This is a genomic window from Phenylobacterium soli (genome assembly GCF_003254475.1).
Lineage (GTDB): Bacteria > Pseudomonadota > Alphaproteobacteria > Caulobacterales > Caulobacteraceae > Phenylobacterium > Phenylobacterium soli.
On record NZ_QFYQ01000001.1, the window covers coordinates 1470319 to 1496207 of the forward strand.

The window sequence follows — 25889 nt, forward strand, 5'->3', positions numbered from 1 at the left end:
GTGCTGACCGCGCTCCCGGTCCTGGCCGCCGTACTGGCCCTCGCATGCTGCGCCCCGCAGCCGACGCCCGCGGTCATGGGCGAGGACATGGCCATGGGCCCGTTCACCCTGCGCGCCGTCTCGGCCGCATCCTATTCCCGCGCCCACCAGGGCGTGCCGTGGGAGGTGGAGGTGCGCTTCACCGTCGCCGGCGGCAACCGGTTCGAGCGCGACGACTTCGCCAACGCCGTCAACCGCAAGGGCCTGCGGGTGCACGACGCCGCCGGCTGGTCCGAGCGCGGCTGGCTGCTCTGGCGCAACGACGAGCGCACCCTCTTCGCGGTCCAGGTCAACCCGCCCGCCGAAGGCCACGGCTATGTGGCCGAGATCCACAATCCCTACGGCAAGCCGGCCGTCTACCGCGTGGACCTCGGCCGCTAGCGGCCTCACCAGATCTTCACGCGCTCCTCGGGCGGCACATAGAGCTTGTCGCCCGGCTTGACGCCGAACGCCTCGTACCAGCCGGCGATGTTCCGGATCGTGCCGTCGACGCGGTAGTAGGCCGGCGAGTGCGGGTCGGTGACCACCTGCTGGCGCAGGGCCTCGTCGCGGGTCTTCTCGCGCCACACCTGGGCCCAGCCGAGGAACACCCGCTGGTCGCCGGTGAAACCGTCCACCACCGGCGCCGGCTGGCCCTTCAGCGAGGCGTGGTAGGCGTCGAGCGCGAGGCTCAGCCCACCCATGTCGCCGATGTTCTCGCCCATGGTCAGGCCGCCCTGGACGTGCGCGCCGGGCAGGGGCTCGAAGGCCGAGTACTGGGCGCCCAGCCGCTCGGCCTGGACCTTGAACTTGCCGGCGTCCTCGGCCGTCCACCAGTCGCGCAGCACCCCGTCGCCGTCGGACTTGCGCCCCTGGTCGTCGAAGCCGTGGCTGATCTCGTGGCCGATCACCCCGCCGATGCCGCCGTAGTTGATCGCCGGGTCCGCGTCGGGATCGAAGAACGGCGCCTGCAGGATCGCCGCCGGGAAGACGATCTCGTTGTTGGCGAAGTTGTAGTAGGCGTTGACCGTCTGCGGGGTCATGCCCCACTCGGACTTGTCCACCGGCTGGTTGAGCCGCGCCACGTCGCGGTTCCACTCGAAGGCGCCGGCCCGCGTGACGTTGCCGTAGAGGTCGTTCGCCTTCAGCTCCAGCTTGGCGTAGTCGCGCCAGTGGGTGGGATAGCCGATCTTGACGGTGAACTTGGAGAGCTTCTCCAGCGCCCTGGCGCGGGTCTGCGGCCCCATCCAGTCGAGCTTCTCGATGCGGGCGGCCAGGGCCGTGCGGATGTCGCCCACCAGGGCGTCCATCTTGGCCTTGCTCTCCGGCGGGAAGTAGCGCGCCACATAGACGCGGCCGACGGATTCACCGATCGCCCCGTCCATGAAGGCCGCCGCCCGCTTCCAGCGCGCCTGCTGCTCGGGCTGGCCGGCCAGCTCGTGCTGGCGGAAGCTCCAGTTGGCGTCGACGAAGCGCTTGGAGAGGTAGGGCGCGGCGTTGTCCGCCACGTGGAAGGCCTGCCAGGCCTTCAGGGTCTCCAGAGGCGTCTCGTCATAGACCTTGGCCACCTTGGGGAAGGCGGTGTTGGTGGTCACCACCACGCGCTCCACCTTGGGCAGGCCGGCGCCGGCCAGGTAGCGGTTCCAGTCGAGGCCGGGGGTGTAGGCGGAGAGCTCGGCCGGGCTCATCGGATTGTAGGTCTTGTCGCGGTCGCGGCGCTCGATCCGGCTCCAGCTCGCCTCGGCCAGGCGGGTCTCGAAGTCGACGATGGCCTTGGCGTTCTCGGCCGGCTTGTCCCAGCCGATCATGCCCAGCATCTGGGCCACATAGGCCTGGTACTTGGCCTTCTTCTCCGCGAAGCCGGGCTGCAGATAGTAATCGCGGTCGGGCAGGCCGAGCCCGCCGGTGGCGGCCGAGACCGCGTAGCGGGTGGGGGCCTTGGCGTCGATGGTGATGAACACCGGCAGGACGGTGGTGAAGGCGGTGGTGTTGGCCTTGGCCATCAGGCCGGTGAAGCCGTCCCTGGTCTTCACCGCCCGGATCTGCGCCAGCTCCGGCGCGATCGGCCTGGCGTCCAGCTTCTCGGCCAAGGCTTCGTCCATGAACGAGCGGTAGCCGGCGGCGATCTTGGCCGCGTCGGGGTCGGCGAGCTTGCCGGCCGCGGCGTCCTCGAGGATCGCGTGCATGCGGTTCTCGGAGAGCTCGCGCAGTTTGTTGAAGTTGCCGTAGCGCACGCGGTCGGCGGGGATCTCGGTGCGCTGGTCCCAGGTCCCGTTGGCGTATTTGAAGAAGTCGTCGCCCGGCTTCACGCTGCGGTCCATGCCCGACAGGTCGAAGCCCCAGGTCCCGTACTTCGGCGCCGCCAGCGACGAGGCCGCTTCCTGTGAGGCCTTGTGGGCGAGGTCCGGCTTGGCCGTCTGGTCCATCTGAGCCGTCTGGGCCGCGGCGGGCGCGGCGCACAGGGCGAGGGCGGCGACGGCCGCGGCGGACAGCAAGTGGCTTCTAAAGAACGGCGTCATTTCGCCCCCGATACAGCGTTGAAGGGCCGGTTCTTGGATCGTCCGACCGCGGAGCGGCATCAAGAGAGGAAGAATGCTGCGCGCGCAAGTAGCGCCGCGTCGCACTCTCGCGCGCCGGGCGCTGGACCGCTTCGCGCCCGCGTGGCGTCTTCACCGTACCGGATCTTCGGGGAGCGGGGGTGCTGCCATGACGGCGCATGCGGGCGCGCGGACCGCCGTCGCGGCCATGACCTTTGTGGTGACTCTTTTCGCCGCCGCTCATCCGGCGAGGCCCGAGACGCGGTCCGCGGCCATCGCCCGCGGCCAGGAGCTCGCGGCGACCTATTGCGCCGGCTGCCACAGCATCAATCCGGTGGGCGCCAGCGTCTATCGCGCCGCGCCGCCGTTCCGCGACCTGCCGCCGATCCCGCCGCATGCCCTGCAGGCGCGGCTCAAGCTGCTGCTCGGCAATCCGCACTACGGCATGCCGCAGCGCTTCCTCACCCTGTCGGAGTCCGAGGACCTGGCGGCGTTCATGCAGAGCCTGAAGGCGCCGGCCGCCAAGGACCGGCGCCTGCGGGCGCGGCCCTGCATCGCCACCGCCTGCTAGCCGACGGCGCTCGCCTTCTGGCTCTCGGGCAGCAGGCGCTCGTAGGTGCGGCGGATGACGCCGTAGCACTCGCAGGTCATGGCCTCGAGGGCGGCCCGGTCGATGATGTCCACCACGCCCCGGCGATAGCGGATCGCGCCCTTCTCCTGCAGGGCGCGGGCGACGGCGGTGACCGTCGTGCGCTGCACCCCCAGCATGTCGGCCAGGAACTCCTGGGTCAGGGCGATGGTGTCGGTTGAGATCCGGTCGTGGCAGGTGAGCAGCCAGCGGCAGAACCGCGCCTCCACCGAATGCAGGGCGTTGCAGGCCACCGACTGGATGGCGTGACCGAACAGGGCCTCGCCATGCCGGTCGACCAGCTCGCGGATCTTGGCGCTCTTCTCCCAGGCCTCGTGCATCTGGGTGGCGCTGATCCGCACCCCGCGCGTCGGCGTCTGGACGATGGCCCGCACCAGCGAGGCGCGAGGCGCCACCGCGGCGGCCAGGCCCAGGGCGCCCTCGCGGCCGATGGTGGCGCTCTCGATGGCCGCGCCGCTGTCCATCAGCGTCATCAGCGAGATGACGCCGTCGTGGGGGAAATAGATGTAGTCGATCCGGTCGCCCGGATCGTAGAGCAACCGCCCCCGCTCCAGCTCCACATGGGCGAAGTGGGGCGCCAGCAGCCCGTAGTCGTCCGGCGGAAGAGCGGCGAGCAGCAGGTTTGGCAACGCGGAATAAGGCCTCTGCATCGGGGGTACGAAACGTCGCCGTCCGGCTTAGGTTTCAAGTTATCGATGCGATGAGGCAAAGACTGTCGAGAACTCGACATTCCGCCGCGTTTATCCCCGGAAGTGCAGAAAAGATTGCGTCGAAAGTATCGAAGGAAGGACTTTTGCGGGAGTTCGAGAATGTCGGGCAGGCGACGTAACTATATCTGACCGCCATTCCGGCGCGAGAATCGGGACATCTCGCGCGCTGAAAGAAATGATTCGGGAGCGCCTAACTATTGCGCTCCCGAAATCTGCTTCGGGCAGGAGGCCGCGGGGCTTTCAGTGAAGATCCAGCCGCGTCTGGCCGCCCAGGTCGGGCCGCTCGTGGCGGGCGTTGGCCTTGGCGACCTCCCAGGCGAACCGCACGGGGCCAGCCTTGGTGATCCACACCTGGGCATCGTCGCAGTCGAGCCGAAGCAGGGTCAGCCGCGGGTCGTCCTTGCCCTCCGGATACCAGGCCGCGACCATCGGGCTCCAGTAGCGATCCATCCGGGAGCGGTCGGCGTCGGGGCTCAGCCGTCCCTCGATGCAGGCATAGAGGTCGTCGTCGTCCTGGAAGACGAACATCGCCGGGGCGCCGGCGCCGATCAGGGCGGCGAGGTCGCTGTCGGCATAGGCGAAGAAATAGATCTGGCCGGTGTCGCGCTCGACGAAGGCGGTCATCGGCTGGAAGTGCTGGCCGCCCTCGGCGGGCCCGAGCATGCCGATGCGGCGCTTCTCCATGGCGTCCCAGAGCCGCGTCTCGGCCTCGCCCTGGTCCAGCTTGCGGTCGGCGTCGTGGTCGTTCTGGGAGTCGGTGGTCATGGCGGTCTCCGGGTCGAGGGTCCGCCCCTCAACCCGGTCGCCAAACACCGGTTCCTACGGTTCCGCTCGGCCTCAGCGCGGGCTGATGGTGGTCGAGGTGACCCAGCCGCGGTTGCCGTTCTCGTCGTCCACTTCCCACCAGATGCCGTTCTTCTGGCCGGTGGGGAACAGGAGGTCGCCGACGGCCACGGTGCGCACGGCCTTGGCCTTGGGCGAGGGGGTGACCCGCACGGTGGTGGCCTGGGTCACGTGATAGCCCTGGGTCCCCGCCGCCTGGCTGGCCTGCTCGCCGGTCGGCGCCGAGCCGCTCTGCATGTAGTGCACGAGGTCGATGAAGGCGTTGAAATAGGCGGCCGAGATCACCTTGCCGATCTCGGTGTTCGAATAGCCGCCGCCGGCCGCCGCCGCGAAGCCGCCCCAGCCGCCGCCGCCGCCGCCGACCTCGAAGCCGACGTCGGTCTTCTTGGCGACGCCCTCCGCCACATAGAGCTGCTCGGTGGTGCGCGCATCCACCAGGGTGATCAGCGCCTGGGCCTCGGAGCTCTTGGTGCGCAGGCCGCCGACCAGCCCGCCGACGCGGCCGCCGATCAGGCCGCCGGCGATGGCGCCGAGGTTGGAGCCGCCGGAGTTGGAGTTCGAGTTGGCGATGTCCGGCACGATGAAGAAGTCGGCGCCGGCCACCTGGCCCTTGCCGATGTTGGAGCCGCGGCGCAGGTCGCCCGAGGCGCCCAGGGCGGCCTCCTGGTTGCGCATGGCCAGGCCGGCGTTGCGGTCGACGATGCGCAGGCAGTTGGAGCGCGCCGCGAACAGCTTCAGCAGGGCCTCGGGGTTGGACAGGCCCAGCGGCGTCCACCAGTCGCGCTCCGGCTCGCGGACCGCGGCGCGGCCGAGCGGGGTGGCGCAACGGGGCAGCTCGGGCGTCGCGGCGTTCTTCGGCGGCTTCTTGTCCATGCCGTATTGCGCGGCGGCGGGAGACACGGCGGCCAGGGAAGCGGCGAGGCCGAGCGCGACGGCGGTCGCGGAGAACTTGCGCATGAAGGCGCCCCCTTCTGAGTTGAGGTCCTGGGGCCGAGCTTAGCCCGAAGCCCCGAGCGCCCTCAATCAGGGGAACTCCTTAAGCCAAGGTTGCAGCCCCGGGGCGGTCTTCAGGGCGAGACCGCAATCACGCCGGTCATTCCCGGATGGAAGCGGCAGTAGAAGGCGAGCTGGCCGGCCCGGCTCAGCACCGCCTCGCCGCTCGCCTTGGGCGCGAGGTCGAGGTCGAAGGCGCCGTCCCGCGCCGTCGCGGTGTGCTCGAACATGTCGGCGTTGACGAAGCGGATGTGGTCACCGACCCGGGCGTCGGCGGGGGCCGGCCCGAACGCCATGTCGGCGATGGTCACCGTGAAGGTGCGCGGCTGCGGTTTCCCGCAGCCGGCGACCGTCAGCAGCGCGCCCAGGACGAGGATCTGGAGCGGCGCGGCGCGCATCACTTCATCCCGTGCGCCAGCATCTCGGCGTGGTGCTGGTGCTCCTCGAACAGCTTCAGCCCGCTCTGCAGCAGGCTCTTGAGTTCGCCGTTCTGGGCGTCGGGGATCAGGGTCGACTGCAGGGCCCCGTTGACGGTCTTGTGGAAGGCGACCTCGTTGGCGACGTAGGCCTTGTCGAAGGCCGGGCCGGAGAGCTGGGCGAGGGACTTCAGCTTGGCCGAGGCCCCGGTCTGCAGCGAGGCGCTGGTCGGATTGTCCTGCGGGGTGACGCCGAGCTTCTTCACCAGGGCCAGGGCCTTGTCGTTCACCGCGGTGTGGTCGCGCACCATCTCGGCGGCGAAGGCGCGCACCTGCTTGTCCTTGGACTTGGCCAGCGCCTGCTTGCCCGCGGCGACGTCGATGGCGCCGGCGGTGTAGGCGATGTGGGCGATCTGGGCGTCGTTCGGCTTGGCCGCCTGCGCATGCGCCGCGGCCGGCAGGATCAGGCTGACCGCAGCCGAGGCGACGAGGGTCTTGAGGTTCATCTGGATCTCCTTCGGGCGGATCGCCGCCCCGGAGCCTTGGATGGCGCCTGGCCCGGGAGGTTCCCGTCAGGTTCCGGCCGGCCGCACGGGAACCTTGCGCCGCGCGGCTCATCCAACCAGCATGACGAGCGGGAGATGCGCATGGCCGTGACCCTCAAGACGGTGGACTACGCCGCCCTGCCCGAGGGCGAGCTGGTCGCCCAGGCGCGCGCCGGCGTGCGCGAGGCCTTCGCCGCCCTCATGCAGCGCGGCAACCAGCGCCTGTTCCGCATCGCCCGCTCGGTGGTCCGCGACGAGGGCGAGGCCGAGGACGTCCTGCAGGAGGCCTATCTGCGCGCCTTCGCCGCCCTGCCGTCGTTCCGCGGCGAGTCCTCGGTGTTCACCTGGCTGACGCGCATCGTGCTCAACGAGGCCCACGACCGGCTGCGCAAGCGCCGCCCGACCGTCGAGCTCGACGCCCTCGAGCAGGCCCAGTCCGATCCCGGCCGCATCCTCCTCTTCCCCGGCGCGTCCGACGACCCGGAGCGCGACGCGGCCCTGGCGCAGACGCGGCGCCTGCTGGAGCGGGCGGTGGACGCCCTGCCGGAGGCGTTCCGCCTGGTGTTCGTCATGCGCGAGGTCGAGGGGCTGACGATCGAGGAGACCGCCCAGGCCCTGTCGGTGAAGCCGGAGACGGTGAAGACCCGCCTGTTCCGCGCCCGTCGCCAGTTGCGCGAGGCCCTCGACGAGCAGCTCGCCTCGGCGCTCACCGGCGCCTTCCCGTTCCTCGGCGCCCGCTGCGAGCGGATCACCAGCGCGGTGCTGGCGCGCCTGCCCCGGGCCTAGGCGCCGCCGGTCAGGGCTGCGGCTTGGCGCGCCCGCGGCCCGCCAGCCACAGCGCCAGCGCCAGGCCGCAGCCGGCGATGATGCCGGTGGTCAGGTCCCGGACGACGGTCAGGCCGAAGGTGGCCAGCAGCACCACCGCGGTGCGCCAGTCGCGCAGCAGGTGGGCGAACTCGGCCTTCTCGGCCATGTTCCAGGAGACCAGCATCAGCACCCCCGCCAGGGCGGAGACCGGGATGTAGCTGGCCAGCGGCGCGGCGACGATCATGAAGGCCAGCAGGAAGGCCGAGTGCAGCATGCCGGCCACCGGGCTGCGCGCCCCGGCCCGCACGTTCGTGGCCGTTCGCGCGATGGTGCCGGTGACGCTGATGCCGCCGAACAGGGCCGAGGCCATGTTGCCGGCGCCCTGGGCGATCAGCTCCATGTTGGAGCGGTGCCGCCGTCCGGTCATGCCGTCCGCGACCACGGCCGAGAGCAGGCTCTCGATGCCGCCGAGCAGCGTGAAGGACAGGGCCGCCGGCAGCACCTGCAGGATCTTCTGGGCGTCGATGTGCGGCAGGCTGGGGGCCGGCAGGCCGTGCGGGATGCCGCCGAAGCGGGTGCCGATGGTCTCCACCGGCAGGTGCAGGGCCAGGGCCGCCAGCGAGGCGGCGGCCACCGCGATCAGCATCGAGGGCCACATCGGCCGCCAGCGGCGGATGGCGGTGGTGATGGCGATGACGCTGACCGCCAGGATGAAGGCCGACAGGCTCGCGGTCGGCGCGGCCTTGGCGAGGGCGGCGATCTTGGGGATGAACTCGCCCGGCTCCTTGCCCGCAAGGCGCAGGCCGAACAGGTCCTTCATCTGGCTGGCGGCGATGGTCACGGCGATGCCGGCGGTGAAGCCGACCGTGACCGTATGCGGGATGTGGCGGATCAGGTTGCCGAGGCGGAACAGCCCCATCAGCGTCAGCAGGGCGCCGGAGATCAGCACCGTGAGGGCCAGGCCCTCGACGCCGAACCTGGCCACCGTCGCGGCGACCAAGACGATGAAGGCCCCGGCCGGGCCGCCGATCTGGAAGCGGCTGCCGCCGAGCGCGGAGACCAGGAAGCCGCCGATGATGGCGGTGTAGAGCCCGCGGTCCGGCGACACGCCCGAGGCGATGGCGATGGCCATGGAGAGGGGCAGGGCGACGATCGCCACGGTCAGGCCGGCGATGGCGTCCTTGCGCAGGTCGCCGAGCCCATAGCCCTCGGCGAAGGTCGTCGCGAGCTTGGGGCGATAGAGATTGGCGGCGGCGCGGGCCGCTTCGGTCATGGGGTCGAGATCCGGTTTGGGGGGCGCCGGGCCGGAAGGCGGGGCTTCGGATGGGGCTAATGTAAGTGGCGCTGGCGCCAAACTAAGGAATTCTACGGAGGCTGCGGCGAGCGGCCACGCTAGAAGGCGCTGAACACCACCACAGTTTGAGCGCCCATGTTCTCTCGCCTTTTCCTGGCCCTCGGCCTTTCCCTCGCCCTGGCGGGCGCCGCCGACGCGGCCGCCGCGCCGAAGGTCGGCATCTCCTCCTTCGCCGAGCTGAAGACGCCGCTGCCCTATCCCTACGACGAAGCCGCCGAGGCCAAGGCGGTCGATGCGGCGGTCGCCAAGGCGCGGGCCCGCGCGGCCAAGGCGCACAAGCTCCTGATCGTCGATCTCGGCGGCAACTGGTGCGGCGACTGCCGGATCCTCGCCGCCACCATGGAGCTGCCGGAGCTGAAGGCCTTCGTCGACCGCCACTACGAGGTGGTGCTGGTGGACGTCGGCCGCTTCAACAAGAACCTGCAGGTGCCCGCCCGCTACGGGATCACCGAGCGGCTGGAGGGCGTGCCCGCCCTGCTGGTGGTCGACCCGAGGACCAACCGGCTGCTCGACAAGGGCCACGTGGCCGCGCTCGCCGACGCCCGCTCGATGACGCCCCAGGCTCTGGCCGACTGGCTGGCGCAATGGACGCCGCCCTCGCGCTGAAGCGCTTGACGGGCGCGCTTGACGGGGGCGGACGGCAGGGTCTCGACTGGCCGCTCCGCAGAGGAGGTTGGCCATGGCCCCGCGCAAGCCCACCGACGAGGAACTCGACGAGGAGCTGGACGGCACCTTCCCGGCCAGCGATCCGCCCAGCCTGACCGAACCGGCCGGCGACGCCCGCCGCCGCGAACGCGAGGATGAGCGCCGCGAGGAGGACTAAGGGCCTTCGACCAGCGCCCTGAAGGTGCGCTCGCCCATGGCCGCGAAGTCGGGATCGTCGGGCGGGGCGTGGTCGATCAGGGTCGCGGCCATGGCGATGGCCCAGCCGCGCGCCCGCGCCCGCGTCGCCGACGAGACGCTGCCGTAGGCCGCCAGCGCCGCCTCGCGGCTCGCCCGGTCGGGCAGCAGGATCCACACGCTGTAGAGATCCATGGCCGGGTCGCCGCTCGCCATGTCGCCCCAGTCGATGACCCCGGTCAGCCGCCCGTCCTGCGCCAGCACGTTGCGCCCGTGCAGGTCGCCGTGGATCCAGCCCGCCGGCCGGTCGACCTCGGCGACGAGCGCCGCCCGCCATTCGGTCAGGATCGCCGGGGTGACGAGGTCCGGCCGCGCCGCCGCCACCCGCGCGAGCTGCGGTCCCGAGATTTCGGCCCGCTTGGCGAGCGGTACGCTGCGATAGGGGTTGAATGGCGCCTCGGTTGGCGCCGGCCGGTGCAGCGCCTTGAGGAACGCGCCCCAGCGCGCGCCCTCGCTCGCCGCCAGCGGCGTACGGTCGGCGGTCGCGCCCGGGATCCAGCGCACGATGCTCCAGCGCCAGGGATATCCGCGGCCGGGCTGGCCGGTGCGCACCGGGGCGGGCGTCGCCAGCGGCAGCGCAGGGGCGATCAGCGGCAGCCAGCGCTGCTCGATCCCGATCAGCTCGGCGCCCAGGGCGCGGCGGGGCAGGCGCACGGCCAGGTCCTCGCCCAGCCGGTACATGGCGTTGTCCCAGCCTTCCGCCGCCGGCCTCAGCGGCAGGTGCGCGAGGTCCGGATGCTGGTCGGCGATCAGCTGCGCGGCCAGGCGCGCGTCGATCGGGTGCTCACGCTTGGGCGGGGCCATGCGGCCGAGCTAGCGCGCGGCGGCCCGGATAGGAAGAGGCCCTCCCCCCTAATGGCAAGAGGGAGGGCCTCTGTTGAAGACCTCGGCGCTGAGGGACGGGGGGTTCGCGCCAGGGTCTCCAAAGCCCCTCGGGGACGGCCGAGGGGACGTTCTTGAACGGTCGGCCGATCAGCCGGCCGCGCCGACCGTGGTGGTCGTCGTGGTCACCACGCCGCCGGAGACCGACAGCGAGCCCGGCGCCAGGTGCAGCACCCGGTGGACGCCGTTGGTCGTGGTCACCTGCACGCTGCGCACCGCGCCGTCGGCCGAGCGCTCGACGCGGCTCACCGTGCCGAGGGTCGCGCCGCTGGCGTTCTGCACCGTCATGCCGGTCTTCAGGTCGGCGAGCGCGCTCACCGTCCCCGAGGTCGACCCGGAGGCGGCGCGAAGCCCGGCGTTGGCGTTGGAATGCGCCACGCCCGTGGCCGAGGCCCGGCTGGTGGCCATCCGGCCGGCGCGGGCGGTGTCGCGGCGGAGGGTGTCGCTGGCCGTCGTCGTCGCCGCGCCGGCGGTGTCGGCCGCCTGGTTCGCCGTGGAGGTCGCCGTCGTGGTCGCCGTCCGCAGCCCGGCCTTCAGGTTCGAGTGGGCGACGCCGCTGGCCGAGGCGCGCGCCGGGCCCATGCGGTGGGCGCGGCGGTTGTTCGTGCCGTCGGTGTCGTCGTCGGTGGTCTCGTCGTCGTCGCGGCTGGCCGAGACGCTGGCGCTGGTCGAGGTGTCGCCGGAGCCGGAGCCCAGCACCGAGTGGCTATTGGCGTGGCTCTGGCCGGTGGTCGAGGCGTGGACCGAGCCCTGGCTCACCGAGCCGGCGATGCCGCCGCCGACGCGGCTGGAGCCGCCGAGGGCCGGACCGACCGCGCCCGACATGGAGCCGCCGCCGACCGCCGAACCACCGAGGCCGGGCGCGCCGCCGCCGATCCGGGTCGCAGAGCCCATCGTCGGCCCGATCGAGCCGCCGAAGCCCGCGCCGCCGCCACCGCCGCCGCCCGCATGGCCGCCGAGGCCGCCGGCCCCGCCGCCGATGCCGCCGCCCAGACCACCGCCCAGACCACCGCCGACGCCTAAACCGCCCCCAAGGCCCCCGCCGTGTCCGAGTGGGCCCGCCGCCGCCGCCGAGGCGAGGGTCAGGCCGCTGACCGCACTCACGAGCGCAAGGGTAGAAAATCGCATACCGTCGTCTCCTCAGGATTCCCCCCCGAAAGGGCGTCCCTTGAGGCGTCCAACGAACCGCCAAGCTGGATTCATCCCGCCGGCGGCGACATTCCGTGCGGGAAGCTAGTTTTTCCCGCGGAACACGATCTGGCCGTCGACCACGGTCAGGACGGCGTGGCCCTTGGGGATCTCCGCCTCCGGCGCCTTCATGAGGTCGACGGAGAAGGCCGAGAGGTCGGCGCGCTTGCCGACCGCGATCGTGCCCAGGTCCTTCTCTGCAAAGCGCGCATAGGCCGCCGACGAGGTGAAGAGCTTCAGCGCCTGCATCCGGCTCAGCCGCTCCTGCGGGCGCCAGTCAGGCGCGGAGAACCCCTTCAGGTCCTTTCGCGCCACCGCGGCGTAGAATTCGATGAACGGCGAGCCGCGCTCCACCGGCGCATCCGAGCCGCCGACCACCACTGCCCCGCTCCTCAGCAGGCTCTTCCAGGCATAGGCGCCGTCCAGCCGCGCCTCGCCCAGCCGCGCCGGGGCGAAGTGCAGGTCGCCGATCGCATGGCTCGGCTGCATCGAGGCGATGACCCCGTCGCGGGCGAAGCGCGGGATGTCGGCTGGCCGCAGGATCTGGGCGTGCTCGATGCGCCAACGGGCCTTTCTGCCCTTCGCCGGATCCGCCTTGAACGCCTCCTCGTAGAGATCCAGGGCCTGCGCGTTCCCGCGGTCGCCGATCGCATGGGTGGAGATCTGCAGTCCCCTGGCGAAGGCCTTGGCGAGATAGGGCCGCATGACCTCGGGCGGGGTGACGAAGGTCCCTTTGAGGCCGGGCTTGTCCGCGTAGTCCTCGAAGAGCGCCGCGCCGCGGCTGCCGAGCGCCCCGTCCATGTAGAGCTTGATGTCGCGGGTCGTGATCCGCCCGTCCGCGGCGCTGCGCGGTCCGCCGTCCAGCAGCGGACCGGACTGGATCGCATCGACCGCATTGTAGACCCGCAGGGGCGCCTCGCCCTTCGTCGCCAGGTCTTCGAGCAGGCCCACGTCGGCCCAGTCGACGCTCATGTTGTGGACGCCGGTCCAGCCGTAGGCGGTCTCCACCCGGAAGGCCGCGCGATAGGCCTCCAGCTTCTCCTCCGGCGTCGGCGGATGGCGCAGCTTGGCGACCAGGCCCATGGCGTTGTCCACCAGCATGCCGGTGGGCTGGCCGTCGGGTCCTTTCAGGATCTGGCCGCCGGGCGGCGCCACCGTGGCGGCGTCGATGCCCGCCGCCTTCAGGGCCGCGGAGTTGGCGGTCAGGGCGTGGCCGTCGGCGCGCACCATCAGCACGGGGATGTCGGGGGCGACGGCGTCCAGGTCGCCCTTCTCCAGGAAGCGGTGCTCGGGCCAACCGGTCTCGATCCAGCCGCGGCCGATCACCGTTCCCGTCGGCTTGCGCTCGGCCAGGTGCCGCGCCAGTCGCTCCGAGGCCTCCTTGGCCGAGGCCGCGCCCTCGAGGTTCAGCGTCAGCTCCCGCTCGCCGATCCCGCGCAGGTGGGCATGGCTGTCGGTGAAGCCGGGGAACAGGGCCGCGCCTTTCAGGTCGACGACCTGGGTCTTCGGCCCGACCCGCGCCGCCGCCCCGGCTCTTGCGCCCAGATAGGCGATCCGGCCCTTCACGACGGCCACCGCCTGGGCCGTCGGATGGGCGTCGTCGGCGGTGTAGATCGGCCCGCCCCAGATCACCAGATCGGCCGCCGGCGGCGCCTTCGGGGCGGCGCTCGCGGCAGAGGCGAGAGCGGGGGCGATCAGAGCGGGGCCGAGAAGGGCGAGGGCGGCGGCGGTGGCGAAAATCGGACGCATGATCCGAAGCTAGACCGACTTGGCCGCGGCGTCAGGCCTTGGCTGCGCGCCGGGCCTGGCGCCGGCCGGGCGCCTGTCCTTTGGGCGGCGCGGCGGCGCCTTTCGCCTGCGCCGCCGGCGCCGCGTTGGCCGCGCCCAGGCCGGCCAGGGCCATCACCCCGCCGGGATCCAGGCTGTCGACCATGGCGCTCGGCAGCAGGATGGTCGCGCCGCGCTCCTTGGTCGTCTCGTAGATGATGTTCATCGCCCGCAGCTGCAGGGCCGCCGGCGACTGCGCATAGATCTCGGCCGCCGCCACGAACTTCTGCGCCACCTCCTGCTCGGCCTGGCCCAGGTGCACCCGGGCGGCGGCCTCGCGCTGGGCCTGGGCCTCGCGGCTCATGGCGTCCTGCAGGGCGGCCGGCACGCTGATGTCGCGGATCTCGACGCTGATCGCGGTGACGCCCCACTCGGCGGTCTTGCGGCCGATCTCGTCCTTCAGCAGCTCGTCGCCATGCTTGCGGTCGGAGAGCAGGGTCGAGAGCAGCGAGGATCCGACCATCTCGCGCAGGCTGGTCTGGGCCACCCGCTCGATCGCCGAGCGGTAGTCGGTGATCTCCAGCGCCGCCCGCTCGGGGTCGTGGATCTGCCAGAACACCACCGCGTCGACGTCCACCGGCACCGTGTCCTTGGAGAGCGCCTGTTCGGCGTTGAACTCGGTGGTCTGGATGCGCTGGTCCACCCAGCTCGACACCTGGTCGATCACCGGCACGATGACGAACAGGCCAGGGCCCGCCACCTTGTGCAGCTTGCCGAGCCTGAGCACGATCGCCCGCTCCCACTGGTTGGCCATCTTCAGCGACGCCAGGGTGAGCACGCCGGTGAGGATCAGCACCGCCCCGACGCCGATCCAGGCGTAGGAGTCCTCGCTGCCGCCCGCGGCCATCGCCAGGGCGCCCAGCACGAAGGCCACCAGGGCCAGCAGGGCGGCCGGCGCGTTGACGCCTCTCGGCCGGAAGTCCGATCCGTAGAAGCCGTTCATCTCGAACTCTCCTTCTGTGCGGCCAGGGCCGCGATGCGTTCCAGCAAGAGGTCGGGCGCGACGCCCGCCGCCTTGGCCTTGGCGAGCGTCAGGCGGGCCAGCCGTTCGGCCGCCTCGTGCTGGACGGTGTGATGGGCCGGCGCCGGCGGCTCGGCGACGAAGCTGCCGCGCCCCCGCTCGAGCCGCAGGGCGCCGAGCTTCTCGAGCTCGTCGTACGCGTGGCGCACGGTGTTCAGGTCGATGCGCAGGGCCACCGCCACCTGGCGCATGGTGGGCATCTGGTCGCCCGGCTTCAGCACGCCCGCGCCCATGGCCGCCAGCACCTGCTCACGCAGCTGCACATAGATCGGGACTCCGGTGGCCTCGATGTGCAGGGTGGCGAGGAGTTGCTGCGATGTATGCATACATTCATACAATCGTCGCGCACTCGCCCGTTGTCAAGCTCGCGGCCCCGCCGCTCCGGCGCGCCGCCTCATGGCCAAGCTCCGTGCGCCTTCCTATCTCGAGGTGCGAAGGGGCCCCCTCATGCACGGACTGCGGCCGGTCGGCGCCGCCGACCTCGACCTCATCTGCCGCCACCGGCGCGAGATGTTTATGGCCTCGGGGCGCGCCGAGGAGGTGGTGGCCCCGATGGACGCGCCGTTCCGCGCCTGGCTCCACCCGCGGCTCGCCTCCGGCGCCTATTTCGGCTGGATCGCGGAGGCCGATGGCGCGCCGATCGGCGGGCTCGGCATGATGGAGATCGACTGGCCGCCGCATCCCTCCCATCCCACGCAGGACCGCCGCGGCTACATCCTCAACGTCTATGTGGAGCCCGCGCACCGCGGCCAGGGCGTCGCCCAGGCCCTGATGGCCCGCGCGACCGAGGAGGGTCGTCGCCGCGGTCTCGACCTGATGGTTCTGCACGCCACCGCCATGGGGCGGCCGCTCTATGAACGCCTGGGCTGGGCCCAGACCTCGGAGATGTCGCTCCGTCCCCGCTGATCCCCGTCAGGTTGTTGTCCTGGTCCACGCCACCGGGGATGGAGATTTATCCTCATTTTGAGCAGTAACCTATGCGCGTGGTTCGTATAGCTGCGCGATGGAGATGTAGTTGAGTCGGAATGCTGACGAACGAATCCCCAAAGTGAGTGATAAACATCCGATCAACACTCAATTAACCGTCGTTTTGTCTCTCCCGGCCGTTGAGTAAGGCTGCGGCAGCCAATAGTTGAGCGGGTATCGAAAGCAACCACGGCCGGGGGGTCTGTGATCGGCGCTGCGGGCTTCCACCCGCACGACGGCTCCGTTCGCCCTCGGCGCCACGGAGCCGCCCATGTCCGACACGCCTCCCGCCGCCCAGCTCGTCAACGGCGTCTATTTTCTGCCCTCGAGCGTGGTCTCCGGAACCGGGATCTACACGCCCGTGCTCGCCGTCGGCTCCAACACCGGCACGGAGAGCGGCTACAACGGCTCGACCAACACGGGGCTCGACACCAGCGACCCGAAGACCAATGGGCTGCAGATCGGCCAGCTGCAGCTCGTCCACGTGGGCGCCGGTCAGCTCACCGCCGGCGGGCTCACCGTGGCGGCGGGCGACTATTACGTCTTCCGCCTCGACCTCAACGAGCCGACCCCCGAGGCGGGCATCACGCTCAACGCCTTCCGCCTGTTCTCCGGCCCCGACGCCGGCGCCGGCCTCGACTTCGCGACCGGCACGCCCACCGGCTTCACCCTCGACTTCGCGCTCGGCCAGAGCGTCAACCTGACCGCCTGGGCCAACGGCTCGGGGGGCGACGACTACGCCATCTACGTGCCCGTCGCCGACGTGTCGGGCGCGGGCAACCTCACGGTCTACATGTCCTTCACCAACGCCCAGGGCGGGTTCGAGGAGCTGAAGGCGATCAGCACGACGGCCCCGGTGTCGCCGCCGCCGCCGCCGCCCCCGCCGCCGGTCCCGCCGGTCCATCCGGCCCTCGCCCTCGACCACATCGAGGTCTCCTATGACGGCGGGACGCACTTCCAAGCCTACGATCCGGCCACGACGCCCAGCGACCTCGCCGATCACGGCGCGCCGGTCTTCGCCTACTATGTGAAGAACACCGGCGACGTGGCCCTGACCGGCGTGACGGTCACCGACAGCTTCGGCGCGGACACCGCCTCCTTCGACATCGGCGTCGGCGCGACCCAGGTCATCAAGACGACCGAGTCCTGGGCCGCCGGCCTCAACACCGACGCCTTCGACGCCCACTGGACCTATGGCGGCGACAGCGGCGACGTGACCGCCGCTGCGGCCTACTTCGGCGCCCAGCCGCACCTGGTGCTCGACAAGGTGGAGGTCTCCTACGACGGCGGAACGACCTTCCAGGCCTATGACCCCTCGACCACGCCCTCGGACCTCGCCGCGCATGGCGCGCCGGTCTTCGCCTACACGGTGAAGAATGACGGCAACGTCGACCTGACCCACGTCACCGTGACCGACAGCTTCGGCGCAGACACCGGCGCCTTCGACATCGCCGCCGGCGCCTCGCAGGTGGTGAAGACCACAGAAACCTGGGCTTCGGGCCTGCACACCGACAGCTTCGACGCCCACTTCAGCTACACCGACACCGGCGGCGACACGGCTGCGGGCGACGTGCTCTCCGGCGCCGCCTACACCGGCATCGCGCCGGGCCTCACCGCCGACCTGCAGGTCTCCACCGACGGCGGCGCGAATTGGGCGGATGTCGGCGCCGGCAATCTCTCCGACAACACCTTCCTGAACACCGGCTCGCCCGTGCAATTCCGCATCCTGCTCACCAATACCGGCAATGCGGAGGAGAGCGTCTCGGCGGATGGCGCCCTGGACGGCGGCGCGGCGACCGGCTTCACCTTCGGCGGCGCGGCCTCCACGACCCTCGCCGCCGGCGCCTCGGTGACCTCCGACGTGATCACCGTCACCGCCCTGCACGGCGTCCATACCGAGGTCGCCACGGCCACGGCGACCATGACCGACGGCCACGACACCCAGACCGCGGGCGCCGGCGACAGCGCCAACTACGACGGCTTCAGCGAAGGCCGCGCAGGCCTGTCCATCGGCTACTGGTCCAACCACACCTCCGCGGCGGTCTGGAACAAGGTCGGCGGCCAGGACGGCGTGCTGCTGAACGCCGGCGGTACGGCGACGCTCTTCATCCCCAAGGCGGCGGCCATCCTGCTGCTGAGCTCGTCCACCGCGGCCAACGACGCCCGCCAGCTCCTGCTCGGCCAGGCGATCGGCGCCCAGCTCAACATCAACGCCGGCGAGACCGCGCCGGCGGGCCTGATGGAGACGGCGGTGAAGTGGCTGACGGCCGGCGGCGGCAACGTCGACGGGGTGACGGCCAACGGCGTCCTCGACTCCAGCGAGTACGCCATCAGCACCGTGAAGGGCTCGCAGATGATCACCCTCCTGGGGACCAAGCTCGCCTCGAGCGGCGCGGCCTGGAGCAGCGCCTACGTGCCGGTGACCACGGTCGACCACGGCGTCATCACCGTGGACGGCGAAGGGATCAAGAACGCCCTCATGGCCTTCGACCAGAACCAGCTGGTCACCGACCCGCTGGGCGGCGTCGCCTACAACGCCTCCGGCGCGGTGGGCGGAACGACCTCGCTGTGGAGCGTCAACGGCTCCAACGACTACCTGTGGGTGCTCAAGCAGTCCCACCTGTTCGACGGCCACGGCATCATCTGACGCGCGCCATCATCCAAAGCAAAAAGGGGCGGCTCTGCTGAGCCGCCCCTCTTCATGTCCTCTCGCCGGAAGGGACGCGAGGCGGCCGTTAGTAGCCGTTGATGATCACGTCGGCGATCAGGCCGGTGGCCAGGGCCATCAGCACGAAATTGCCGTCCGCATAGACCCAACGGTAGCCGGGGGGCGGCGCCCGCAGGCCGTAGTAGCCCCAGTCCTGAACGTAGAGATGGCGGTAGGGCGGCGGCACATAGGCCCCGCGGCGCCAGTAGTTGCCGCGATGCCAGCCGGGGTTCACCCGGTAGTAGCCGTAGCCCGGGGCGTACCAGTAGCCCTGCCGGGCGCCGCGGTAGGTGCGCCACTCGGGACGATGCTCCCAGGTGTCGCGGTGGGCGCGGTCATAGCGGAGCTCGCGGCGATCCTCGCGCATCTCGCGCCGGTCGTGGCGCAGCTCGCGGCGATCCTGGCGAAGCTCGCGCCGATCGTCGCGGCGGTCGTGGTCGCCGTAGGGCTGGGCCGACGCCGCCATGGGCGCGGCCGCCGTGGTGACCGCCAACGCCGCGTACAACAGGTGTTTCATAGGCTTCCTTCCTCTTGAACCACCCCCGATGGATCCGACCCTAACGCGTGGGCCTGAACCTCGGTTGAACGGCTCAGTCAGAGAGGGAACAGCCTAGCTCGCGTCCGGCGCGTGGCTGCCGATCGGCGCGTTGGGATCGCTCGGCGGCGGCTTGGCGGGCGTCGGCGGCGGGCCGGCCGGGACGGCGGCGGCCGGAGCCGGGGTTGGGGCTGGCGGCGGCACGGCGAGCATCGGCGCCGGCTCGGGGGCGGCAGGCTGGACCGCGGCGGTCGCAGGCGCACGCTTCGGCGTCACGGCCGCACGGCGCACCGGCGCGGCGGGACGCGCCGCCGGGGCGGGCGCCGAGGCGGCGGCTTGCGACGGCGCGAGTGTCGGCTCCGTCACGGTCGGCGCGGGAGCCGGCGCCTGGGCCTGCGGGGCCGGGGGCGCGGTCAGGGCCGGAGCGGCGGGCGGCAGGCTCGGCCGCTGCGCCGGGCGCGTCACATAGAGCAGCACGCCCAGACCGGCGACGGCGACCACGATCGCCGCGGCCGCGGGCAGCCAGCTCTTCCGACCGCCGGAGGCGCTGGTGCGCGCCAGCACACCCTGAGAGCCGAGTTGGGCCCCGAGCGGGGCGTGGATCTCGAGCGGAGCCACCGTGTGGGGCGTGGGCTCGGCCGGCTGCGGCGGCGGTGTCGGCGCAGGCTCGACCGCCTCGGCGGGGGGCCCGCTCGGCCGGCCGATCGGCAGGGCGGAGCCGGACAGGATGGAGGCCGCCGGGCTGGGGCCCGGCTGGGTGAGGGCGGCGGGCCGGGGCGCGCCCGCCTCGCTCTGCGCGCGCGACGGATAGCGCCCGCCGGCCAGCATCATCCGCGCGCCCTGCATCGGCGGATAGGCCGAGGGCCGCGCATAGGGGTTGGCCGAAGGGGGGTTCTGAGGCGCGGCGGCGCGGTCCTCGGGCTTGGATTCGTCGGGCTCGGTCACGGGCGCTGAGGTCCGGGGCTTGCGGGTGGGGACGTCACGGGTTCGGGGAAGCTACAGCCTCGGGGCGGAGTGAGACCATACTGTGACGTTCCGGTGGCGGCGCGAGGCCCAGCGGACGGTCGCAGTTTGACTCCGCGGTTATTTGAGCCCGTCATGGACTCCGAACGAACGGTACGAACGGCCGGGCCCGCGGGCCCGGACCGCACGACAGTAGCCCGAGGAAACGCCGTATGGACGCCAAGGCCCCGCAAGCCCACGCCCAACACGCCAGCCCACCCGATCGCCTCACCTTCCGCACCAAGTTCCTCTACGGCTTCGGCTCCATCTCCTTCGGGGTCCACGTCTCGGTCCTGTCGCTGCTGCTGTTCTTCTACAACCAGGTGGTCGGGCTGTCGGCGAACCTCGTCAGCCTGGCGCTCGCCGCCACCCTGGTGATCGACGCCGCCTGGGACCCCATCGTCGGCCAGATCTCGGACCGGCTGCGCACGCCCTGGGGCCGGCGCCATCCGCTCATGTACCTGTCGGCCCTGCCGGTCGCCCTCACCATGATCGGCCTCTGGCGACCGCCCGCCGGCCTCGACGAGATCGGCCAGACCGCCTGGCTGTTCGTCTTCTGCCTCGCCGCCCGCCTGGTCATCAGCCTTTACGAGGTGCCGAGCCAGGCGCTCGCCCCCGAGCTCTCGCCCGATTATCACGAGCGCACCGGCCTCCTCGGCTACCGCTGGGTCTTCTTCACCCTCGGCGGGGCGGCGGCGACGATGATGGGCTACTTCATCTTCTTCCGTCCGACCGCGCAGTACCCGCAGGGCCAGCTCAACCCCGCCGCCTGGGGGCCGATGACGCTCACCGCCACGGCGATGATGTTCGTTTCGATCCTGGTCTCGGCGGCCGGCACCCACGACCGGATCCCGAGCCTGCACCGCCCGCCCGAGCGCAAGCAGCCGTTCGGCGAGATGATGCGCGACGTCCTGGCGACGCTGAAGAACTGGAACCTCGGCGTCGCCCTCACCGCCTCCCTGCTCGGCGGCATCGGCTACGGCATGTACCTGGGCCTGGCGCTCTATATCGACACCTTCTTCTGGGGCCTGAACGCCAGCGGGGTCGGCCTCCTCCAGCTCGCCAACCTGCTCGCCGTCTTCCCGGGCGCCTTCGTGGCCACGGCCCTCTCGCGGCGGTTCGGCAAGAAGGCCACCTGCATCGGCATCTTCATGACCAGCATGGTCCTGCTGCAGGGCCCGATCCTGGCGCGCCTCCTCGGCGCCTTCCCCGACAATGGGACGGCCGCCTTCCTGCCGACCCTGATCGGCATCCGGTTCGTGTGGGCGATCCTCAACAACGCCGCCTACATCGTCGTCACCTCGATGGTCGCCGACATCACCGAGGACGCCCAGGCCAAGACCGGCCTGCGCGCCGAGGGCCTCCTCATGGCTTCCAACGCCTTCATCCTGAAGGTGACGAGCGGCTTCTCGGCCCTGCTGCCCGGGGTGATGCTGTCGTTCGTCCACTTCCCGGCCAAGGCGACCGCCGTGCCGCCGGAGGTGGTCCGCCACCTGGCCTGGGTCTATCTGCCCGCCACCACCTCGGTCTCGGTGCTGTCGATCTGCACCTGGCTGCTCTACCGGATCGACGAGAAGACCCACCAGGCCAACCTCGCCAGCGTGCGCGAGGCCCAGCAGGCGGTCGCAGTCGCTCAGGCCGAGTCCCGGGCCGAGGCCGAAGGGGAGGCCGCGCCGATCCAGGCGTTGGGCTGAGGGCTCACGAAACTGTGGCCAGGCTCGCCGGGACTCCGCCCGGGCCGGCGGCGTAACATCGGTCCCGGACGTGGAGGCCGATGACATGCGGCACTACCAGCTATTCCCCTTCAGCTCGGAAGGCCGGCTGCTCGACGCCGTCGAGGTGGACGTCGACAACGACGTGCGCGCCATCCATCGGGCGATCGACGGGGAGTTTCCCAACGGCTGCGAGCTCTGGGAGGGCTTCCGCTTCCTCGGCCGCTTCCACGGTCCGGCGGCGAGCGTCGTGGCGGCCGAGGCGCCGAGCGGCCCCGCGCGCGAACTCGTCCACTAGCGCAAGCTCAGGATCAGCAGCAGCAGCGCCCCGCCCGTGAAGGCGCAGGAGGCGAGAAAGCCCGCGACCGCCCAGGGCGAGGGGCGGCCCTTGCCGATCACGGTCTCGGTCAGGATGTCGTCCTCGGCCATGGTCGTCTAACGGCCAAGGCGCGGGTTTCGTTCATTTATTCGCGGGCTGCGGCGTCACCGGCCGGTGGCGGCGAACAGGCAGACGGCGACCATCAGGGAGAGGAGGAAGGCGCCCGTGACGGAGGCCGCGCCGGTGGGGAAGAAGATTCGGCGGGGCTGGATCGGGGTCACGGACGCCTCCCAGATGGCCCGGCGGGGGATGAGGGGAGGGGACCGCCGGGCTGCTCGACGCTGTGAACCTAGGTCCCGCGCGGCGCGCCCGCCTTGACCGGGATCAAACGGGTCTTGGAACTCTGTTCGGCGACAGGGGTTGGCCGGCTCGACCATGCTCGCGCGCCTCGAACAGCTGGCCGGCCTCGCCCTGATCGTCACGGTCCTGGCCGACGTCTTCCTCAACGTGCTCTACGCGCGGGCCGGCATCGCCATCATCTCGCGGCCCCTGGCGCACGGCGTCCGCGCCGTCTTCGTCGGCGTCGGCCGGCTCTTCCCGACCCACCGGCCGCGGATCCTCAGCTTCTGCGGCCCGGCCATCGTCGTCGCCTTGCTGTTCACGTGGGTGGCGGGCCTGACCATCGGGTCGGCCATGGTGCTGCAGCCGGCGCTGGGGACCGCGCTGCGGACGTTCGGCGAGCCCATCGGCCACGGCTTCGCCACCGCGCTCTATGTGGCCGCCGGCCTGATCTCCTCGGCCGGCGCCGGCGGGCTCAGCCCGCACACCACCGCCTACAACCTGTTCTTCGCCTTCGACAGCTTCCTCGGCATCTCGGTGATGACCCTCGCCATCACCTATCTGATGCAGCTCTACGCCGCCCTCCAGGCGCGGGACGAGCTGGCGCTCAAGGTCGAGCTGATGACCGGCCAGACCGGCGACGCCGCGCGCCTCGTCGCCGGGCTCGGCCCCGACGGCCGCTTCGAGACCGGCTACGCCATCCTCGCCGAGATCGCCGCCGAGCTCAGCCGCGTGAAGGAGGCCCACCACCTCTATCCGGTGCTGTTCTATTTCCGCTTTCCCCAGGCGCTCTACGAGCTGTCGCGCTTCACCCTGGTGCTGCTCGACGCGGTGGCCCTGATCCGCGCCGGGCTGGAGCCGCGCGCCGCCGGCTGGCTGCAGCGCTCGGCGGGCCTCGAGCACCTGGAGCGCGGCGGCCTCGTCCTCATCGAGACCCTGCACCGGGTCTATCTGCGCGACGAAGGCGAGGGGCCCGAGGAGCCTGCCCCGGAGGAGGTCGCCGCCTGGCGCCGCCGCTTCGGCCGCGGCCTGGCCGTGCTGCGCGAGGCCGGCTGCCCGGTCCGCCGCGACCTCGCCCGGGCCGGCGACGCCTATGTGCGCCTGCGCAACCAGTGGAACGATCCGCTGCTTCGGCTCGGCGGCGCCATCGGCCACGAGCCGGCCGAGATCGACGCCGCCCTGCACGACCCGCAGCCGCTGCGCGACAAGCCCGAGCCCACGGCGCCGCTGATCCACTAGGCGAAACCGCACGCCCGGCCTATCGTTGGGTCAACGAAGCTGAGTTGTCCCCATTCAACGATGTTCTGGGAGGAACACGATGGCGACTGGCAGTGCGTTCGACCCCAATTCCAACGATCCCGAGCTCGTCAGCCACGAGCGCACCTACAAGGCGTTCAACATCCTGTTGCGCTGGTGCATGACGCTCCTGGCGGCGTCGCTCTCGTTCCTGACCCTGTGGTTCGCCACCGGCGCCGGCTTCCTCGGCGGCCTCGTGGTCGGGGCCATCGTCTTCGCCGGCGGCTGGGCGCTCCTCGTCCGCCACGAAGCGCACCAGCCGCTCGACGTCTGGCAGGAAGGTCGCTGACGCCCTAGGCCGGCTGCGGCTGGAACAGCGGGCTCGACTGGGCGATCGCCAGCTCCTCCTCGGTCATGTCGGCCGGCACGTCGGCGAACAGCGGGGTGGAGAGGTAGCGCTCGCCGGTGTCGGGCAGCATGGCCAGGATGGTGGAGCCGGGGCCGGCCTTCTCGGCCACCTTCAGCGCGCCGGCGAAGGTCGCGCCGGCGGTGATGCCGACGAAGATGCCCTCCTCCTTGGCCAGGCGCTGGCTCATGGTGATCGCCTCCGGCCCCGGGATCGCCAGCAGCTCGTCGTAGAGCTTCTCGCTCTGCGCCGCGCCGGTGATCTTCGGGATGAAGTCCGGCGTCCAGCCCTGCATGGGGTGCGGCTTCCAGGCCGGGTGGCCGACGGCCGGGGTGCCGTCGTCGTTGCGCGCCTGCTCCTGGCCGGAGGCCAGCAGCGCCGCGTCCGAGGGCTCGCAGACCACGATCCTGGTCTGCGGCCGCTCCTTCCTCAGCACCCGGCCGACGCCGGTCAGGGTGCCGCCGGTGCCGTAGCCGGTCACCCAGTAGTCCAGCGCCTCGCCCTCGAAGTCGGCGAGGATCTCCCGCGCGGTGGTGCGCGAGTGCATGTCCGGGTTGGCCTCGTTCTCGAACTGGCGGGCCCAGAACCAGCCGTTCCGCTTGGCGAGGTCCTCGGCCATCTTGACCATGCCCACCGCGCGCATCGCGGCGGGGGTCAGGATCACCTTGGCGCCCAGGAAGCGCATCAGCCGCCGGCGCTCCACCGAGAAGCTCTCGGCCATGGTGATGACCAGCGGATAGCCCTTGGCCGCGCAGACCATGGCGAGCCCGATGCCGGTGTTGCCGCTCGTCGCCTCGATCACCGTCTGGCCGGGCTTCAGGGCGCCCGACTTCTCCGCCGCCTCGATGACGCCCAGCGCCAGGCGGTCCTTCACCGAGCCCAGCGGGTTGAACGCCTCCACCTTGACGTAGAGGTTCACGCCCTTGGGCGCGAGCCGGTTGATCTTCACCACCGGGGTGTGGCCGACGGTCTCGAGGATGTTGGCGAACTTCGCCATGGCGGCGTCTCCGTCTGCAGAATGGGGCGGGCCGCACTGCGCGCCGCAGACCGGCGCTCTGTCAACTCCACGAAATCTGTCAGCTCCCGGAGACGCCGGACGGGGCGGCTCAGGCGGTGACGGTGAACAGGTGGGCGCCGAAGTGGCGGACCTCCACCGCGTTCGCGCCGCGGTCGGCCATCAGCCGCTCCACGGCCGCCATCAGCTCCTCGTGGCTGCGGCAGGTGACCGGCTCGAAGCCGCGGTCCTCGCCTTCCGGATAGAGCTCGTAGGTCTTGTACATGACCCTCGAGATGGCCCGGCCCGCCGCGCCGCGCATCTCGTGAAACTACTTAGGACGACCCCCTAAGGAGAGCCCCCTAGCCGGGATCGGGGAGGCCTACGTAGAGATCCTAACTTGTGCTAAGCTGTGGAACCTATTCATAGTTGTAGCGTCGGCTCGTCGACACTCCTGTCGCTCGAACTGGGAACGGCCCGTGACGAGTTCGCCCCCGCCGTCGGCGCCTGGCCCGACGCCGCCCCCCGCGCCCCTGGCCCTGCTCAGGGAGAGATACCCGGCCCACGCCAGCGGTTTCCTGCGCCCCCTGCTCGAACTCCTCAGCCTCAGCCGCGAGGCCTGCGGCGGCGATCTCGACAAGCTCCTGATCCTGCTGGTCATCGGCCTGCGCTCCACCCAGCACCGCGACTTCGCCCGCTACACCCAGGACCAGCTGCTCTCCGGCGAGGTGCCGATCTTCCCGACGCTCGGGGTCAACATCCAGTCGGTGGCCGACTCCCTCCATGCGCCCAAGGAGACCATGCGCCGCAAGGTGACCGAGCTGGTCGAAGCCGGCTGGATCCACCGCGAGGCCAACAACCTCAGCTTCACCGCCCGCGGCTACCAGGACCTCGCCCCGGTGCGCGAACGCATCGAGCTGATGGCCCTCGAGAACTACGAGCTGGTCGAGGCGATCCTGCGCGAGGGCCACAACGGGACCTGA

At 71.3% G+C, this 25889-nt stretch carries 29 protein-coding genes; 12 read left to right on the plus strand and 17 right to left on the minus strand.

Going from position 1 to position 25889, the window contains the following annotated elements; genetic code table 11:
• Positions 1–420 (plus strand): hypothetical protein, encoded by a 420-nt coding sequence (locus DJ017_RS07340; protein ID WP_111528099.1) that lies wholly within the window; start codon positions 1–3, stop codon positions 418–420.
• A gap of 5 nt (positions 421–425) precedes the next feature.
• Here the strand turns inward: DJ017_RS07340 and DJ017_RS07345 are convergent, their stop codons facing one another.
• A complete protein-coding gene (locus DJ017_RS07345; protein WP_111528100.1) occupies positions 426–2537 on the minus strand; it encodes a M13 family metallopeptidase in 2112 nt (703 codons plus the stop codon).
• A gap of 187 nt (positions 2538–2724) precedes the next feature.
• Between DJ017_RS07345 and DJ017_RS07350 the strand changes: the two genes are divergently transcribed.
• The gene (locus tag DJ017_RS07350; RefSeq protein WP_165830551.1) at positions 2725–3126 is read left to right on the plus strand and encodes a c-type cytochrome; all 402 of its coding nucleotides are present in this window, start codon (positions 2725–2727) and stop codon (positions 3124–3126) included.
• Here DJ017_RS07350 and DJ017_RS07355 read toward each other — a convergent pair.
• From DJ017_RS07355 to DJ017_RS07375, 5 genes are all read right to left on the minus strand, one after another.
• Positions 3123–3854 (minus strand): Crp/Fnr family transcriptional regulator, encoded by a 732-nt coding sequence (locus DJ017_RS07355; protein ID WP_111528102.1) that lies wholly within the window; start codon positions 3852–3854, stop codon positions 3123–3125. The two genes, DJ017_RS07350 and DJ017_RS07355, sit on opposite strands and share 4 nt — an antisense overlap.
• 300 nt (positions 3855–4154) lie before the next feature.
• Positions 4155–4679, minus strand: a complete 525-nt coding sequence (locus tag DJ017_RS07360; RefSeq protein WP_111528103.1) for a pyridoxamine 5'-phosphate oxidase family protein — start codon at positions 4677–4679, stop codon at positions 4155–4157.
• A 72-nt stretch (positions 4680–4751) separates the two neighbouring features.
• On the minus strand, positions 4752–5714 hold the full coding sequence (locus DJ017_RS07365; protein ID WP_111528104.1) for an SH3 domain-containing protein: 963 nt from the start codon (positions 5712–5714) through the stop codon (positions 4752–4754).
• 110 nt (positions 5715–5824) lie between these two features.
• Positions 5825–6148 (minus strand): cupredoxin domain-containing protein, encoded by a 324-nt coding sequence (locus DJ017_RS07370; protein WP_227000057.1) that lies wholly within the window; start codon positions 6146–6148, stop codon positions 5825–5827.
• Positions 6148–6672, minus strand: coding sequence for a DUF4142 domain-containing protein (locus tag DJ017_RS07375; protein WP_111528105.1), 525 nt, complete (start codon positions 6670–6672; stop codon positions 6148–6150). The genes DJ017_RS07370 and DJ017_RS07375 overlap by 1 nt, the downstream gene beginning before the upstream one ends.
• A gap of 141 nt (positions 6673–6813) precedes the next feature.
• On the opposite strand from DJ017_RS07375, the gene DJ017_RS07380 reads away from it, so the two are divergent.
• On the plus strand, positions 6814–7497 hold the full coding sequence (locus tag DJ017_RS07380; RefSeq protein ID WP_111528106.1) for an RNA polymerase sigma factor: 684 nt from the start codon (positions 6814–6816) through the stop codon (positions 7495–7497).
• 10 nt (positions 7498–7507) lie between these two features.
• Here DJ017_RS07380 and DJ017_RS07385 read toward each other — a convergent pair whose 3' ends face one another.
• Complete coding sequence (locus tag DJ017_RS07385) at positions 7508–8791, minus strand: SulP family inorganic anion transporter (protein ID WP_111528107.1); 1284 nt, start codon at positions 8789–8791, stop codon at positions 7508–7510.
• A 156-nt stretch (positions 8792–8947) separates the two neighbouring features.
• On the opposite strand from DJ017_RS07385, the gene DJ017_RS07390 reads away from it, so the two are divergent.
• Positions 8948–9478, plus strand: a complete 531-nt coding sequence (locus DJ017_RS07390; protein WP_111528108.1) for a thioredoxin family protein — start codon at positions 8948–8950, stop codon at positions 9476–9478.
• 73 nt (positions 9479–9551) lie between these two features.
• Positions 9552–9695 (plus strand): hypothetical protein, encoded by a 144-nt coding sequence (locus DJ017_RS20280; RefSeq protein WP_165830553.1) that lies wholly within the window; start codon positions 9552–9554, stop codon positions 9693–9695.
• Here the strand turns inward: DJ017_RS20280 and DJ017_RS07395 are convergent.
• From DJ017_RS07395 to DJ017_RS07415, 5 genes are all read right to left on the minus strand, one after another.
• On the minus strand, positions 9692–10576 hold the full coding sequence (locus tag DJ017_RS07395) for an aminoglycoside phosphotransferase family protein (protein WP_111528109.1): 885 nt from the start codon (positions 10574–10576) through the stop codon (positions 9692–9694). The two genes, DJ017_RS20280 and DJ017_RS07395, sit on opposite strands and share 4 nt — an antisense overlap.
• Before the next feature lie 168 nt (positions 10577–10744).
• Entirely contained in the window at positions 10745–11782 is a 1038-nt protein-coding gene (locus DJ017_RS20285) for a hypothetical protein (RefSeq protein WP_264371485.1), read from the minus strand.
• A 105-nt stretch (positions 11783–11887) separates the two neighbouring features.
• Entirely contained in the window at positions 11888–13591 is a 1704-nt protein-coding gene (locus DJ017_RS07405; protein WP_111528110.1) for an amidohydrolase, read from the minus strand.
• A 31-nt stretch (positions 13592–13622) separates the two neighbouring features.
• Positions 13623–14612 carry an SPFH domain-containing protein gene (locus DJ017_RS07410; protein WP_227000059.1) on the minus strand — a complete coding sequence of 330 codons (990 nt, stop codon included), beginning with the start codon at positions 14610–14612 and terminating at the stop codon, positions 13623–13625.
• Positions 14609–15016, minus strand: coding sequence for a GntR family transcriptional regulator (locus DJ017_RS07415; protein WP_111528111.1), 408 nt, complete (start codon positions 15014–15016; stop codon positions 14609–14611). The genes DJ017_RS07410 and DJ017_RS07415 overlap by 4 nt, the downstream gene beginning before the upstream one ends.
• A 121-nt stretch (positions 15017–15137) precedes the next feature.
• Between DJ017_RS07415 and DJ017_RS07420 the strand changes: the two genes are divergently transcribed.
• Together DJ017_RS07420 and DJ017_RS07425 are read left to right on the plus strand one after the other, a co-directional pair.
• Positions 15138–15596: a GNAT family N-acetyltransferase gene (locus tag DJ017_RS07420; protein WP_111528112.1), complete on the plus strand. Its 459-nt coding sequence runs from the start codon at positions 15138–15140 to the stop codon at positions 15594–15596.
• Between the two features lie 331 nt (positions 15597–15927).
• On the plus strand, positions 15928–18303 hold the full coding sequence (locus tag DJ017_RS07425) for a hypothetical protein (RefSeq protein WP_111528113.1): 2376 nt from the start codon (positions 15928–15930) through the stop codon (positions 18301–18303).
• An 88-nt stretch (positions 18304–18391) separates the two neighbouring features.
• On the opposite strand, the gene DJ017_RS07430 is transcribed toward DJ017_RS07425, so the two are convergent.
• Complete coding sequence (locus tag DJ017_RS07430) at positions 18392–18880, minus strand: RcnB family protein (protein WP_111528114.1); 489 nt, start codon at positions 18878–18880, stop codon at positions 18392–18394.
• A 93-nt stretch (positions 18881–18973) separates the two neighbouring features.
• Entirely contained in the window at positions 18974–19843 is an 870-nt protein-coding gene (locus tag DJ017_RS20290; RefSeq protein ID WP_111528115.1) for a hypothetical protein, read from the minus strand.
• A 230-nt stretch (positions 19844–20073) separates the two neighbouring features.
• On the opposite strand from DJ017_RS20290, the gene DJ017_RS07440 reads away from it, so the two are divergent.
• Together DJ017_RS07440 and DJ017_RS07445 are read left to right on the plus strand one after the other, a co-directional pair.
• Positions 20074–21594, plus strand: a complete 1521-nt coding sequence (locus DJ017_RS07440) for an MFS transporter (protein ID WP_111528116.1) — start codon at positions 20074–20076, stop codon at positions 21592–21594.
• An 85-nt stretch (positions 21595–21679) separates the two neighbouring features.
• Complete coding sequence (locus DJ017_RS07445) at positions 21680–21910, plus strand: hypothetical protein (protein WP_111528117.1); 231 nt, start codon at positions 21680–21682, stop codon at positions 21908–21910.
• Here the strand turns inward: DJ017_RS07445 and DJ017_RS20945 are convergent.
• Complete coding sequence (locus DJ017_RS20945; RefSeq protein WP_264371486.1) at positions 21907–22041, minus strand: hypothetical protein; 135 nt, start codon at positions 22039–22041, stop codon at positions 21907–21909. The two genes, DJ017_RS07445 and DJ017_RS20945, sit on opposite strands and share 4 nt — an antisense overlap.
• Before the next feature lie 325 nt (positions 22042–22366).
• Here DJ017_RS20945 and DJ017_RS07450 point away from each other — a divergent pair, with 325 nt between their 5' ends.
• Complete coding sequence (locus DJ017_RS07450; protein WP_133255403.1) at positions 22367–23509, plus strand: two pore domain potassium channel family protein; 1143 nt, start codon at positions 22367–22369, stop codon at positions 23507–23509.
• Positions 23510–23588: 79 nt separating this feature from the next.
• Complete coding sequence (locus DJ017_RS07455; RefSeq protein ID WP_111528119.1) at positions 23589–23855, plus strand: hypothetical protein; 267 nt, start codon at positions 23589–23591, stop codon at positions 23853–23855.
• Between the two features lie 4 nt (positions 23856–23859).
• Here DJ017_RS07455 and cysK read toward each other — a convergent pair whose 3' ends face one another.
• Both cysK and DJ017_RS20295 read right to left on the minus strand, forming a co-directional pair.
• Positions 23860–24909 (minus strand): cysteine synthase A, encoded by a 1050-nt coding sequence (gene cysK / locus DJ017_RS07460; RefSeq protein ID WP_111528120.1) that lies wholly within the window; start codon positions 24907–24909, stop codon positions 23860–23862.
• A gap of 109 nt (positions 24910–25018) precedes the next feature.
• A complete protein-coding gene (locus tag DJ017_RS20295; RefSeq protein ID WP_165830555.1) occupies positions 25019–25228 on the minus strand; it encodes a hypothetical protein in 210 nt (69 codons plus the stop codon).
• Positions 25229–25385: 157 nt separating this feature from the next.
• Here DJ017_RS20295 and DJ017_RS07465 point away from each other — a divergent pair, with 157 nt between their 5' ends.
• Positions 25386–25889, plus strand: a complete 504-nt coding sequence (locus DJ017_RS07465) for a hypothetical protein (RefSeq protein ID WP_111528121.1) — start codon at positions 25386–25388, stop codon at positions 25887–25889.

Coding starts and splice junctions, on each gene's coding strand:
- DJ017_RS07345 (WP_111528100.1), bottom strand. CDS start 2,537: ATGACGCCGTTCTTTAGAAGCCACTTGCTGTCCGCCGCGGCCGTCGCC.
- DJ017_RS07350 (WP_165830551.1), top strand. CDS start 2,725: ATGACGGCGCATGCGGGCGCGCGGACCGCCGTCGCGGCCATGACCTTT.
- DJ017_RS07355 (WP_111528102.1), bottom strand. CDS start 3,854: ATGCAGAGGCCTTATTCCGCGTTGCCAAACCTGCTGCTCGCCGCTCTT.
- DJ017_RS07360 (WP_111528103.1), bottom strand. CDS start 4,679: ATGACCACCGACTCCCAGAACGACCACGACGCCGACCGCAAGCTGGAC.
- DJ017_RS07365 (WP_111528104.1), bottom strand. CDS start 5,714: ATGCGCAAGTTCTCCGCGACCGCCGTCGCGCTCGGCCTCGCCGCTTCC.
- DJ017_RS07370 (WP_227000057.1), bottom strand. CDS start 6,148: ATGCGCGCCGCGCCGCTCCAGATCCTCGTCCTGGGCGCGCTGCTGACG.
- DJ017_RS07375 (WP_111528105.1), bottom strand. CDS start 6,672: ATGAACCTCAAGACCCTCGTCGCCTCGGCTGCGGTCAGCCTGATCCTG.
- DJ017_RS07380 (WP_111528106.1), top strand. CDS start 6,814: ATGGCCGTGACCCTCAAGACGGTGGACTACGCCGCCCTGCCCGAGGGC.
- DJ017_RS07385 (WP_111528107.1), bottom strand. CDS start 8,791: ATGACCGAAGCGGCCCGCGCCGCCGCCAATCTCTATCGCCCCAAGCTC.
- DJ017_RS07390 (WP_111528108.1), top strand. CDS start 8,948: ATGTTCTCTCGCCTTTTCCTGGCCCTCGGCCTTTCCCTCGCCCTGGCG.
- DJ017_RS20280 (WP_165830553.1), top strand. CDS start 9,552: ATGGCCCCGCGCAAGCCCACCGACGAGGAACTCGACGAGGAGCTGGAC.
- DJ017_RS07395 (WP_111528109.1), bottom strand. CDS start 10,576: ATGGCCCCGCCCAAGCGTGAGCACCCGATCGACGCGCGCCTGGCCGCG.
- DJ017_RS20285 (WP_264371485.1), bottom strand. CDS start 11,782: ATGCGATTTTCTACCCTTGCGCTCGTGAGTGCGGTCAGCGGCCTGACC.
- DJ017_RS07405 (WP_111528110.1), bottom strand. CDS start 13,591: ATGCGTCCGATTTTCGCCACCGCCGCCGCCCTCGCCCTTCTCGGCCCC.
- DJ017_RS07410 (WP_227000059.1), bottom strand. CDS start 14,612: ATGAACGGCTTCTACGGATCGGACTTCCGGCCGAGAGGCGTCAACGCG.
- DJ017_RS07415 (WP_111528111.1), bottom strand. CDS start 15,016: ATGCATACATCGCAGCAACTCCTCGCCACCCTGCACATCGAGGCCACC.
- DJ017_RS07420 (WP_111528112.1), top strand. CDS start 15,138: ATGCACGGACTGCGGCCGGTCGGCGCCGCCGACCTCGACCTCATCTGC.
- DJ017_RS07425 (WP_111528113.1), top strand. CDS start 15,928: ATGTCCGACACGCCTCCCGCCGCCCAGCTCGTCAACGGCGTCTATTTT.
- DJ017_RS07430 (WP_111528114.1), bottom strand. CDS start 18,880: ATGAAACACCTGTTGTACGCGGCGTTGGCGGTCACCACGGCGGCCGCG.
- DJ017_RS07440 (WP_111528116.1), top strand. CDS start 20,074: ATGGACGCCAAGGCCCCGCAAGCCCACGCCCAACACGCCAGCCCACCC.
- DJ017_RS07445 (WP_111528117.1), top strand. CDS start 21,680: ATGCGGCACTACCAGCTATTCCCCTTCAGCTCGGAAGGCCGGCTGCTC.
- DJ017_RS20945 (WP_264371486.1), bottom strand. CDS start 22,041: ATGGCCGAGGACGACATCCTGACCGAGACCGTGATCGGCAAGGGCCGC.
- DJ017_RS07450 (WP_133255403.1), top strand. CDS start 22,367: ATGCTCGCGCGCCTCGAACAGCTGGCCGGCCTCGCCCTGATCGTCACG.
- DJ017_RS07455 (WP_111528119.1), top strand. CDS start 23,589: ATGGCGACTGGCAGTGCGTTCGACCCCAATTCCAACGATCCCGAGCTC.
- cysK (WP_111528120.1), bottom strand. CDS start 24,909: ATGGCGAAGTTCGCCAACATCCTCGAGACCGTCGGCCACACCCCGGTG.
- DJ017_RS20295 (WP_165830555.1), bottom strand. CDS start 25,228: ATGCGCGGCGCGGCGGGCCGGGCCATCTCGAGGGTCATGTACAAGACC.